Source organism: Chitinophaga niastensis (assembly GCF_003014755.1).
GTDB classification, from domain to species: Bacteria; Bacteroidota; Bacteroidia; order Chitinophagales; family Chitinophagaceae; genus Chitinophaga; species Chitinophaga niastensis.
Genome location: NZ_PYAW01000009.1, coordinates 88,176 through 100,710 on the forward strand (window position 1 = coordinate 88,176; position 12,535 = coordinate 100,710).

A 12,535-nucleotide genomic window follows, 5' to 3' on the forward strand; every position below is an offset into this window, starting at 1 on the left:
TAGAATATTTAAAACTTATATTTAGTACCGAATGGCTGACTTTATTTGTGTAGGAATTATAGAAGACGATCTTTTATGCAGACAAGCGCAGGAAAATATTTTAAATTTATCAGCTACATTTCGCCTGGTTGGTTCATGGGGAGATGCGGAAAGTGCCATTCTTGCAATGCCGGAAATATTACCTGATATTCTGCTGGTTGATATAAAATTGCCTGGTATAGATGGGATAGAATGTATCAGACGCTTAAAAAAAAGCTGTCCGCATACCTTGTTCCTGGTGGTGACTACATCTGAAGAAGATGAGCATGTGTTTGAAGCGCTTAGAGCGGGTGCTTCAGGTTATCTGATAAAAACAGACGGATTGGATGCCTTGATTGCAGGCATAAAAGAAGCATGGGCTGGCGGCGCCCCACTGAGCCGGAATATTGCATGCAAAATTGTCAGACACTTTAACCATTTTTCTGGTAATGTGTGTAATAATCAATTAACCAGTAGAGAAAGAGAGATAATTGTATTGCTGGCCGGAGGTCAGACGTATAAAGAAATAGCAGCACAATTAAGCATATCAGTGGAAACAACAAAAAAGCATATTAAGAATATCTACGCTAAACTGGAGGTTCATAGCAGGACAGAAGCCGTAAATAAATGGCGGCTGCCCCAAAAGTAATCTGGAAACAGCCGCATTTATTTGCCCTTGCAGTATGGTTTATTATCTTCTCTATTTAACCACTTTCACCGAATAGTGTTTAATACCATGGGAGATATCAATCACATAAAATCCGGGTAATAATGCAGACAGATTATTTAACTGTAATGCATTTGCCCCTTTTGTTACATGCCCAGTCTGTTGTTTCATCATAGCACCATTAAGGTTATAAAGACGAACCATTACCGGACCTTCAACAGTTGATTGATAGCTGATATTGATCCTGTCTGTAAAAGGACTGGTAGCCGTTAAAGAAGTAGCAGCAAGCAAAGGTTTTTCCTGTAAGGCAGTGCCTGCGGTTACTTTCACGGTATAGTCCTCTACTTCTCCCTGGTAATTGTCAATGCCGCAAGGTGTCACATTACTGCCATAACCCATCCGCACACGTAATAATGTAGACCCTGTTTTTGCGTTGGCAGGTACTGTAATCGTTTGTTTAAATGGACCACTGCCACGCTTCACAAATATTTTTTCTGTAGCATCGTCGAGTTGTTTATCACCATTCCAGTCAACCCAGGCGGCCACAGATATATCCGGCCAGGATTCAATACCCAGATTGATTTCCAGTTGATATGATTGCCCGGCTGTTACAGTAGCAGATTGCGCGGTGAAATCTCTGTAGCCATCCCACTGTGATGAATTATCGAGGTTGGCTAAACGGACGCGCGTGATGCTGTTATAGTTCAGCAAAGTACTGGCAGGGCAGTAGTCCTGCGCATTTACAGCAGAATCTACCGGCTCTGTCATTTGCCCGGCTCTGATGCTGCCCCCGGGAAGGGTATTGTATGCATAGTCCATCAACGTATATCCGAGACCGCTAGGCGATACTTTAAATCTGAACCAGCCATAGTAAGTATCTCCACGGGTGGTAAAAGTGAAGCCGGCATAACCTGTCTGGCCTTTCCATACAGTATAGGCAGCGTTGCTAAGAATATGTTCATCCGGAAAAGGTGCTCCCGGTACAAAGTTAGACGTATCACTGATATTGGTATTGGCCGGCAGCAGGGCTATGTTCCGGGTGTTACCCTTGCAAACCATTGGCTTATTATAGGTTTCCAACCTTAGCTTCCCGGTATCCGCCCATAATCCGTAATTCGCATCATTAATACTATCCACCAGGAAATAAAACCAGGTATGGGTAGGATTAACGGTAAAGACGGTATCATTTACTTTTACATATTTGATCTTATATGGATCCCGGAAATTAATGCTGATCTGTTTGTTGGCATTATCTACTGTCTGGTTGTTGCTAAAGGCCGCCGGTAATAGGTTTACGGTAAAGCTAGTGTTATCGGCCACATTGTTGCTGGAGGCTTTGCCCGTAAATGTTAAATGTGCCGTAGTATTATTGAGTGCAGTCAGTTGTACACCCAGTCCGGCCGGCAGGTTACTGACTGTATAATGAACACCAGGTGTAAAGTTGCCGGAACTAATCGCAAAAGTGCTACCCAGTGCAGCTACTTCCACGGTATCTGTAATGCTGCCATCATTGGCTTTGGCTTCATAAACTTGCGAGGCAGACCATGAAAGCGTGGAGGAGCCTGCATCTCCTGCTGCGATGCTACCATTGGGAGCTTCATTCCAGGCATAGTCTTTTATGGTGTAACTGCTGCCATCAGCAGCCACAGTTATACGTATCCAGCCATAACGCGGCTTTCCGTTAATACTGAATTTCACGCCGATAAAACCTGTTTGGCCCGCCCATTTCGTATAGGCATTACTGTAAATGTCAAGTTCATCCGGGTAGTCGCCACCATTAACAAAAGAAGAGTTGCCTCCAATTATGGTATTTGCAACCAGCGGGGAGATATTATGTGTAACGCCCTCACATACTGCTGCCTTCTTGTATGTTTCCAATCGTAATTTTCCGTTGTCAAACCATCCGCCGAATGTTGCATCTCCCACACCAAAACTGAAATACGTCCATGTACTGGAAGTATTGACCACAATATTAGGAAGATTACCATAAACGATCTTGTACGGATCCACGAAGTGAATACCTAATGTAATAAGACCTGAGCGATACAATGTACTTACCCCTCCCTGTACAGCGGCGTCCAGAAACGTCAGCTTTATGTTGTCTGTATTATCGACAACATTATTTTGAGTAGCCTTGCCATTAAATGACAGCACGGCGGTAGTATCATTAACAACCTGGATAACTGTCCCCAGGCCTGCAGGTAAATTTTGTACCGTAAAGTGGCTGCCCTGAGTCATGTAGCCGCTGCTGAAAGCAAATTTTGCGCCTCCCATCATTCTTAGTGTATCCGTTACCGTTACACTTCCATCATTCGCATCACTTTCGGTAAAAATGGAGAAACCAGGCACAATCCTTTTGGATAAATTAGACAATAACGTAGCGGCAAGATTAGCTGCTGACCATAGATTACTACGATGTGCCACCGTATCATTCAGCGCCGCCATCATACGGTCTTTCTGGCCGTTGGTAAACATTTTGGTGCAGGAAGAATAGTCCATATAATTTTCAACGTTGGCCACAACGCCGCACCAGTTGGCACTTAAATTACAACCGCCGAAGTTCGACTGTGTAGGCGGGGTATCATCAATATAATCACCGGGTGCATTACAGCCATTCTCAAAAGTATGCCACAGGTTAAGGTAGTGACCTACTTCATGCGTGAGTACGCGTTTCATATTCGGGTAACCGTTTTCAGAACAGCCAACCCCGGGCGCACCAAGATAACGCCAGTTATACATCACGCCATCCAGGTGATTATCAGCCACCCAATTATCCGGCAGGTAAGTCCAGCCGGAATTATTAAATACGCCCTTCTGCTCTACTTCACTCACAATCCAGATATTCAGGTATTTCTCACAAGGCCACCAGGAAATACTTTTTACCGCAGCACCGGAACCATCCGGGGAGCGGCCATCCAGATCATTGTAATGATAAGTAACACCGTTGGTAGGGTTACCTTGCGGATCTATATCAGCAAGACGGAAAGTGATATGCAGATTGGCTGCCAGCCCAATAAACCGGGGATCAATCTGAGAGTAGTCAGCATTCTGCAGATTATAATCCTGGTTAAGGATCTCCATGGCAGAACGGATTTGCTCTATCGTTACTTTATAAGGATTTACCGGATCATTGATATGAAATACCACCGGTATGGTATACTGTACAGGTTGTGCAGTTTGCGCAACCCGCTGCTGGCGCAGATTAGCAATGAATTTTTTGATGTTGGCTTCCTGATTGCCGGCTGCTATTTTGGTGGCAGGATGCTGTTTGTATAATTCCAGCATAACCCGGGAAGAAGCACAATGGTCCGGCAAGGGCGCCTCCGGTACCTTTTGCTGCGCCGCAGACCCTATACTGACGGTCAGGCATAGCAATAGCCCTATTATCTTTTTGGATAATTGTAACATAAAACAGGTTTAAAATATTGACATAAGTGTGATTACAGGTAGCGGTATGCTACGAGCAGCAATAAAAAAAAACGTAGGATGAGGCAACAGATAATTGTAAGAAAATATAGCTGTACGCGCTCAGGGTGGTGTTGTGAGGGTGGTTATCTCATTAGACTGTTTTTGGTGATGAAATGATTGTTCAGATAATGGTATTATTGATTATAGTGGCCTGCAGGGCGGAGAAGATTCATTACGGTCGATCTGATATTCTTTTGGTTTCATAATATGGTGTTCACTGAATATTCCATAGAAAAGAGTACATAGGTGCTCGTCACAGTAATTGCTATGGATTGCTACAACACGAATTTAACATATAGCCTGGTAGCTGCATATGCAGGAATTGATTACTTCTTTGCCGATATTAACCTTGTTGATTATTTTATTAACATAGGAATGCTAATTATATCCTGACTATGAATGATTATATGCCGGCATAATAAATGAGTGATGATTTTTAAAAATAATGCTAGCATCGCTCATACAAAATATATAAATTACGCAAACTAATTTTATACCTTTTACGATGGATTCGAGAAGAGACTTTATAAAAAAATCAGCATTATTGGCAGGTGCAGCCGGGCTTTCAGGTATGCTGCCATTCTCCGTTCAAAAAGCATTTGCTGATAGGGGAAACCCTTTACTGGCATCTGTACCTCCTATGGGATGGAATACTTATGATTGTTTCCAGGGGGCAGCAAACGAAGATATAATAAAACAAATAGCGGATTATATGGTCAGCTCAGGGATGAAGGATGCTGGTTATGTATACGTAATTCTTGATGCTGAATGGTATCAGGATAATACCACCAGGACTAACGCCTGGGATAAATATGGGCGGCTTATACCTGATATCACTAAGTTCCCGTCATCTGCCAATGGTAATGGTTTTAAGCCCCTGGCAGATTATATACATAGTAAAGGGTTAAAATTTGGGTTCCATATTTTCAGAGGCATGTTTAAGGATATATATAATGCTAATCCACCTGTCAAGGGAACTACTTATCATACAAAAAATGTAACGGATACAAGTAATGTAAGTTCCTGGTGTATCTATAACTATGGTTTAAATATGAAGCACCCGGGTGCTCAGGCCTATATTGATGCGCAATTTGAGTTGTATAACCAATGGGGTATAGATTTCCTCAAAATTGATGATTTAGTGGACCCTTACGAAAGCCTTGAGGTTAGCGGTTATCATACCGGGAGAGCAAAATTGAAACGACCTATCTTAATAAGTGGTTCGCCTGGGGGAGGTCCTAATTTACAGCATGCGGCCAATTTGCAGAACAACATGGAAATGTGGAGAGTAACTTCAGACGTATGGGATCATTGGAATGATATATATAAGCAGTTTGATAGTGCAAGAGATTGGGCCCCTTATACTAAAAATGGTACATGGGCTGATCTTGATATGCTTCCATTCGGGCAGCTGAGGGATAATTGGGGCCCGGATCCGGGAAAAGTAATTTGGACAAAGCTGACGAACGATGAAGTAAAAACGTGTATGACGCTTCATTGTATATCGCGGTCACCTTTAATCATGGGTGGTGATGTAAGAGCAAATGATGCGTTTACATTAGATGTGTTGATAAACAGGGATGCCCTGGATGCAAATAAAAATGGATCGAAGCAAAGAGAAATTTATGGGGATGCTTCAACAAGAAAGTGGATAAGTACAGTACACGGCACTAATATTAAATACCTGGCGATATTCAATACAGGACTCACCTCACGCGTTATTGATCAGGGTTTGGTAGATATTGGTTTTCCGGAAGGTGCCCTTGTAAAAGATATATGGAATAAATCTGAATCAGGTAAAATAACCGGAACGTTTTCCCCCACAATTCCTGCACATGGAGTAGGATTTTATAAGTTAGATTCCCCGGATATATAGTCAACTAAATTCCTGCAACCGGAAATAGTTTTTAACATTGTTGTTAACCCTGATCCCCTTACTCATTTGCCTGTTGATATCTTTATCTGAATGCTACGCTCAGTACAGTTCAGGAGAATATTTTATTTGATATACCGAAAAAGGGGTATTGTTTATCTTATACTTTATCTTTTATTTTGCTCTTAAGATGATAGTAAAAATCAGAACATCATCCCTACAACACTGAAATCATTGCTGCAATTTTAAATCGGGATTTATTAAAAGGAGGGTCGGATAAAATGATAAAATTACCTGTTTGTAAAACTGCCGGATCAGTTGAGCGAAGCCGGTAGATAGGGTTTGCAATAAATAATTATCTCACACGATATTGTAACTGTATAAAGAAGTTCCCCAGTTGGTTTTTGTTAAACAAATATAATTACCTGGCTAAATTTCCCGGATCATTTCGGATACATAGAAATATGTTACCGGCAGGGAATGCATTGAAACTTGCGATGCAGGTCAGGTAACTATACCAAAAATAAATGATTGTCTATGAGAAAGCTTCACTACTCTGAAAAGCGAATAACTGCAATCTCAAAGCTGCCGATATTACTTGTACTAATATGCTTCCTTATCAGCCAAAGCAATACATTGATGGCCCAGGTTAAAATTGGTAGTAATCCTACTAATATCAAAAAGGCATCACTATTGGAATTAGAGAGTGCCAATCAGGGTTTATTATTGCCCAGGTTGCAGGATACTTCGCTGATCAATCTCTTAAGTCCACCGGATGGAATGCTGATCTATATTATAAGCCCGGTAAACGGACAACATTTGTATGTACGTCATTATTCAAAATGGATGGAATTGGGAGCTTCCGTTGATAATAGCCTGCAAACGGATACAGCAACGGGTTTCATTATCCCTATAGCTATCTATCAGGCAGTGGTTTCCACCACTACCTTTCCCGCTTTACCGGCGCCTTATCCGGGAGATGGCCATGTCACCTTTACCAATAATGAAGTGGTGAAACTGGTATTTACCCTTAAAGGAGCAAAGCCGGGTGATGCCATCGCAGTAACACCATCGGATACTTTTAATGATTCACTATTTATAGCGAAGGCAAAAGTAACAGGCAGTGATACTGTTGAAATAACAGTAGTAAATGGTATATCCGCTATAGTTACTCCACCAAGCCTTAGGCTCACGTTGGCTGTACTCCGCAAAAAATCATAACGCAGGCAACTGTGTATTTTATCTGTAGTGGGTTTAATTATTATTAATGATCAAACAAAATCAAATTTTATGAAATCAACATCTATGAAATTGAAACAGCTTTTTTCCCTGTTGATCTTAATAATGGCAGGAATGATGGTAACAGTTACAGTGAAGGCCCAGGTACGTTTTGGCGATAATCTTGGTAATCACAAAGCAACTGATACGCTGAGAATGCAAAATAATTTTATTGTAAATGCCAAAGGTGTTGCTATCGGTACGGCTGTAATGGCCAACAATAATGTTGCATTGCAGGTAGATGGCAGCAACAGCTCCATACTGATACCGCGTATCACAGATACTACGGCTATCACTACTCCCCTGAACGGTATGATTGTGTACAACAGCAACAATAATAAATTTTATGTTCGCCAGAATGGTGTTTGGGTAACATTTGCTTCTTCCTCCACTGGCGCGGCAGTCACATCGCTGCTGGCAGCTGCAGGAGGCAGTGCACCAAACAGCAACGGCTTTTCTCTCAGCCCTGTTTCAGGAACAGGAGATGTAACCATTACATTGCAACCTGCAGATGCAATTAATCCCGGTTTGATAACTACAGCAGCACAAACCTTTGGGGGTAATAAAACTTTCAACGGAAATACCATATTCACAGGCACATTAACAGCCAATGGTGCCTCCTCTTTCAATGGTAATACAAGTGTAACAGGTACCAATACATTCACTGTAGGAACAGGTGCCAGCACGTTGGGTGGTAGTCTTACATTAAGCAATACCGGTATAGGCAACTCCGGAGGAATAACGGCAACAGACAGTCTTTTGTTGATGGATGTGTCCAGCGGAGTGGTAAAGAAAACCAATGTGGCGGCCATTACTACGGCAGCAGGTGCGATAACAACAGTGGGTACTACGGCAGTTACTACCAGTGGTCAGGACGGAAAGGCAATAACGGCAACAGTTACAGGTAATACGCTTCAGCTCAATATGCAGGGCGCGAATGCTACCAATGCCGGTGTTGTTACTGCCGGTACGCAAGCCTTCAGTGGTGTAAAAACTTTTAATAACAATGTAATTGCGAATGATAGTTTGCAGATCAATAACCCCATTGCCAGCACAGCTACTACTGACCTGGTATTGGTAAGAGATGCCAATGGTGTTGTGAAAACAGCTTCCTTTAGTGCAGGTTTTGTTGCAAAAGATACGGTGGCTATTCCGGCAGGCACTGACGCTAATCTGAATACTTCCGGCAGCAGCACCAATTTTGCAACCACCGTTACATTAGCCGTTCCGGGTGCAACCACAGATGATGGAATTACGGTTAATTTCCTCAACGCAGATCTGGCCTCCTTTAATACTGCCAGCACAGCTATTGCCATCTTGTCGGCTGTTGCTACAGGCACCAATACGGTAAAGGTTACCCTGGCAAACTTCGCATCCGGCACTACCACCGCTATTGATGGAAAACGACTGGTGGTAACCTACATACACAGGTAGTCATGAAAGGGCGAAAAAGTTCTGCAAAACTAAATATGGAAGTTATGCGCATTTTTATAAAGCAATGGCTGATGACGGTAGTTTTATCTGTAACGGGCATGATCTGTTTTGGGCAGAATATAAAGATGGGCGATAACCTGGGTAATCATAAAGCCACAGACAGCCTGCGCATGCAGGGTAAACCCATAGACAGCGCAAGTGCAATAGGAGTAGGGATTTATGCACCTAACAGTAAGGCACTGCTGGATCTTACATCTCCTGCCGGTGCTGGTAATGGAAAAGGATTATTGCTGCCGCGTATAACCGATACTACCGGTATCGCCAATCCTGTACCTGCAGGAATGATGATCTACAGCGCCAGTGATGGAAAAGTGTATTATCATGACCAGGTACGCTGGGTACAGAATTTAGCATCTTCGTTTGTTAAGAAAACAAGCAACACATATGTACTTACACAAAACACCGGTGGTAGCAGTACATCAGCCGGTACTTATCTGGGCCTTGCAAGCGCAAGTACTATCAGTAACAGTGCTACTTACAACAGAAACGGTTATTATGGATTGTCTGAGTTACAGATCCAGGTGGCTGCGGGGCAGGTCTGTACTTTTGAATATTACCTGCCGGTTACTACCGTTGGATTGATTAATCCCAGTTATCCTGTCACTGGTACTACAGCTGTAGAAGGCAATGTAGGGTTTCAGGGAGTATCCTCTGCTGATGTTTTTTCCGCCTGTGTTTATGAGCCAACTGGCGGCGGTATCAATGCTGTGATCACAGGCACTATACTTAATAATATACTTCCCATGCAGGGGCAGATGGATGGAACCCCTGGCTACATTGCTTATTTCATTAAGGTTTCAGGCGTGTTTAAGCCGGTGGCTAATGCTACATTAACGCTTGCTGTAGCAAATGATTATCCGGGAGATTGGCCCATTGCTTATTTAGCCGGAGCTACAGTTACTTATATCCTGAATTGAGTAATACACCAATTAAGCAGCAGCATGAACAGCACTGAACATAGCATAACGACGGTACCGGTTGTAAAAAGCAGCGGCAGTATAAAGCTGATTGCTTTTATACTGGCAGGGCTTTGGGTAAGTACACCTGTTGCTGCACAATCCGGCCTGTACATTGCGCCGCAGGCCAATATATTCGTGCATGGCGGAGATACGGTAGGCGTGTTCTGTGATGTAACCAATGACGGAAATGTTGGATCAGAGCCAGGTGCTGTAGTGAGATTTATGGGATTGTTATGGACTAATGACAGCCATGCTACACTGCCGGATGAAAACAGTTATGTTGCCGGTTCGTCTGTTCCGGCTTCATTTACAGGTACAGGAGGACTTTTCTGGTTCAATAATTTTGCCGTTTCGCAAAACCTGCCGCAATCATTATCAGGTGGCTTTCATGTGGATACCCGTAATGGGGCAGCATTTCCCAATCTGCAAATAGATAACCCGCAACATGTTTTTTTGGTGGCTTCAACGGATGCCCAGGTGCGCAATACACTCAGCTTTGTCAATGGTAAACTATGGTTAAATAATAATAATTTATTGGTAGGTAATAATGGCCCCGGTGCTATAAGCGGCTACACAGGAGACCGGTATATTGTTACCGGCTCAGGCATTAATGGTGGCTATTTATACCGCAGGAAAATAAATAGCGCTTCGGGTACGGTCGTATTTCCAGTTGGAGCTGATGGCAATTTTTATACACCGGCGGCTATTTTATACAAAGGCACTGCGCAGGATTTTAAGGTAAGATCATTTAACCAGGTATACGATCATGCCGTTACGGGCAGTAGTGGTATGACATCGTTTGTACAAATCACCTGGAGTATAGGGAAAGAAAATAATGAAACTGCTGCTACCCGCATCACGCTGCAACACCCGCAGGCGTTGGAAGGCAGCGTGTTTACCACTAAAAGGGATTCCAGTTATGTAACCCGTTATGATCATGTGAAACAGGTATGGGATACGGTGCCTGCGTCAGGTGTATTAACACCCGGTAATCTTACAACCGGTGCTACGCAGGCGGGTACTTATGTGAATGCAAGGGATTTTGTTACCACACTGGGCATGAACGAATATTTCAGCAAGTCAGTAGATTATAGCCCTATCCAGGTAAAAGGAGATCTGTCTATTGGCAAAGAAGTGATTAACCCTTTTAACCCGCCATATCGTATAGGCATGGATGTTACCTACAGGATAACGGTCACCAACAAAAGTAATATCGACTTTACCAATGTAGTAGTAACGGATACCTTACCAGCAGGTCTCATGCTGCCGAAATCATTAATAGCGGAAAAAGGATTGGCAGCGGTGGATGTAAATAAAAAGATCATTAGATGGAAACCAGGTGCAATGAATGGTAATGAAGAAACACATCTTACCATGGTGTGCCGGATCATTGAAGGCGGGCCGCTGGTGAACATGGCTACCGTTACCTCCTTTGAACCGGATGCGAATATGGCGAATAACATAGCTGTATCCTCCATTGAAGTAGAAGGATTCACATTGTTTATTCCCAATACGTTTACACCGAACGGTGATGGTAAAAATGATCGCTTCATTATTGGTGGACTGGAAAAATATCCGGGATCAGGAATTTATATCTATAACCGCTGGGGTGGTATGGTGTACCAGTCGAAAGATTATCACAATGATTGGACTGGTAACGGCATTAACGAAGGTACTTATTTCTACATACTGGAAGTGAGAACACCAGATGGAAAGAAAATTTATAAAGGATGGGTAGAAATACTGCGTTAAACACCAAACACTAAAAGCCATGCAACGCAAATGTAAAACATACGCAATGATCCTGCTGCTGGGAGCGGGAATATTGAAAGCAAAGGCCCAGCAAAATGTGCAGTTCAGTCAGTACGTGTTTAATGGCCTGAGCGTAAACCCCGCATATGCAGGTTATAAGGAGAGCTGGTATTTAAATGCATCTTACCGTCATCAATGGGTAGGCTTCCCGGGTGCACCACGTACAGGTGGTATCTCATTAGACGGATTGACCGGTGTCCGCGACAACCGTGTAGGCGTAGGTATACAGGCATCGTTTGATAACCTGGGGCCGCAGGAAGCGTTATCATTATACAGTTCTTATGCTTATCGTATACCATTTGATGATGAAGATACACGCAGGCTTTGCCTGGGGATCGGAGTAGGGGTGACGCAATATGCCATAGACGGAACGGCTTTACAGTATATAGATAACAATGATTTTGCTATCCCCGCAGGAAAGACTACTACGATTATCCCTGATGCACGTTTCGGGATATATTATTACACACCTTCATTTTACCTGGGAGTGTCTGTAATGGATCTGTTCTCGCTCTATACAGATGTCACAAATTACACCTGGAGAGCTTACCACTATGCAACCATTCGTAAAACCCAGCATTTATATCTTACCACAGGTACGGTATTTAATGTTGGTGATAACCTGAAACTGAAACCTTCTGTGATGATAAAAGAAGATTTTAAAGGTCCTACCAACGTCGATCTGAATGCCTTTTTGTTATTGAGCGAAAAATTATGGGTAGGCGCTTCTTATCGCACCAGCCTGAAGTTGTGGAAATCAGCATTACCAAATGACCTGAATACCCTGGATGCAGCCAGCATCATGGTTGAATTTTATGCTACAAACCAGTTGCGCATTGGTTATTCCTATGATCTGAACGTGAACAGGATGGCCGGGTATCAGGGTGGTTCGCATGAATTGTCTTTGGGGTGGTTGTTTCCTTCTAAAAAGTATAACATTACTAATCCCCGTTATTTTTAATTCAT

At 42.9% G+C, this 12,535-nt stretch carries 8 protein-coding genes; 7 read left to right on the plus strand and 1 reads right to left on the minus strand.

Annotated elements, in window-relative coordinates:
• The first annotated feature begins 31 nt into the window (after nucleotides 1–31).
• The gene (locus CLV51_RS26650) at nucleotides 32–667 is read left to right on the plus strand and encodes a response regulator (protein ID WP_106531163.1); all 636 of its coding nucleotides are present in this window, start codon (nucleotides 32–34) and stop codon (nucleotides 665–667) included.
• Between the two features lie 51 nt (nucleotides 668–718).
• On the opposite strand, the gene CLV51_RS26655 is transcribed toward CLV51_RS26650, so the two are convergent.
• Complete coding sequence (locus CLV51_RS26655; protein WP_106531164.1) at nucleotides 719–4,093, minus strand: M43 family zinc metalloprotease; 3,375 nt, start codon at nucleotides 4,091–4,093, stop codon at nucleotides 719–721.
• A 565-nt stretch (nucleotides 4,094–4,658) separates the two neighbouring features.
• On the opposite strand from CLV51_RS26655, the gene CLV51_RS26660 reads away from it, so the two are divergent.
• From CLV51_RS26660 to CLV51_RS26685, 6 genes are all read left to right on the plus strand, one after another.
• A complete protein-coding gene (locus CLV51_RS26660; protein WP_106531165.1) occupies nucleotides 4,659–6,029 on the plus strand; it encodes a twin-arginine translocation signal domain-containing protein in 1,371 nt (456 codons plus the stop codon).
• Nucleotides 6,030–6,665: 636 nt separating this feature from the next.
• Nucleotides 6,666–7,247, plus strand: a complete 582-nt coding sequence (locus CLV51_RS26665; protein WP_106531166.1) for a hypothetical protein — start codon at nucleotides 6,666–6,668, stop codon at nucleotides 7,245–7,247.
• A 69-nt stretch (nucleotides 7,248–7,316) separates the two neighbouring features.
• A complete protein-coding gene (locus CLV51_RS26670; RefSeq protein WP_106531167.1) occupies nucleotides 7,317–8,738 on the plus strand; it encodes a beta strand repeat-containing protein in 1,422 nt (473 codons plus the stop codon).
• A gap of 44 nt (nucleotides 8,739–8,782) precedes the next feature.
• Entirely contained in the window at nucleotides 8,783–9,715 is a 933-nt protein-coding gene (locus tag CLV51_RS26675; protein WP_106531168.1) for a hypothetical protein, read from the plus strand.
• Nucleotides 9,716–9,739: 24 nt separating this feature from the next.
• Nucleotides 9,740–11,509, plus strand: a complete 1,770-nt coding sequence (locus CLV51_RS26680) for a T9SS type B sorting domain-containing protein (protein WP_106531169.1) — start codon at nucleotides 9,740–9,742, stop codon at nucleotides 11,507–11,509.
• A 19-nt stretch (nucleotides 11,510–11,528) separates the two neighbouring features.
• Nucleotides 11,529–12,530 carry a PorP/SprF family type IX secretion system membrane protein gene (locus CLV51_RS26685; RefSeq protein WP_106531170.1) on the plus strand — a complete coding sequence of 334 codons (1,002 nt, stop codon included), beginning with the start codon at nucleotides 11,529–11,531 and terminating at the stop codon, nucleotides 12,528–12,530.
• Nucleotides 12,531–12,535 lie beyond the last annotated feature (5 nt).

What these genes read in the sequence shown, in the direction of transcription:
- CLV51_RS26650 (WP_106531163.1), top strand. Translation starts at nt 32, where the DNA reads ATGGCTGACTTTATTTGTGTAGGAATTATAGAAGACGATCTTTTATGC.
- CLV51_RS26655 (WP_106531164.1), bottom strand. Translation starts at nt 4,093, where the DNA reads ATGTTACAATTATCCAAAAAGATAATAGGGCTATTGCTATGCCTGACC.
- CLV51_RS26665 (WP_106531166.1), top strand. Translation starts at nt 6,666, where the DNA reads ATGGCCCAGGTTAAAATTGGTAGTAATCCTACTAATATCAAAAAGGCA.
- CLV51_RS26680 (WP_106531169.1), top strand. Translation starts at nt 9,740, where the DNA reads ATGAACAGCACTGAACATAGCATAACGACGGTACCGGTTGTAAAAAGC.
- CLV51_RS26675 (WP_106531168.1), top strand. Translation starts at nt 8,783, where the DNA reads ATGCGCATTTTTATAAAGCAATGGCTGATGACGGTAGTTTTATCTGTA.
- CLV51_RS26660 (WP_106531165.1), top strand. Translation starts at nt 4,659, where the DNA reads ATGGATTCGAGAAGAGACTTTATAAAAAAATCAGCATTATTGGCAGGT.
- CLV51_RS26670 (WP_106531167.1), top strand. Translation starts at nt 7,317, where the DNA reads ATGAAATCAACATCTATGAAATTGAAACAGCTTTTTTCCCTGTTGATC.
- CLV51_RS26685 (WP_106531170.1), top strand. Translation starts at nt 11,529, where the DNA reads ATGCAACGCAAATGTAAAACATACGCAATGATCCTGCTGCTGGGAGCG.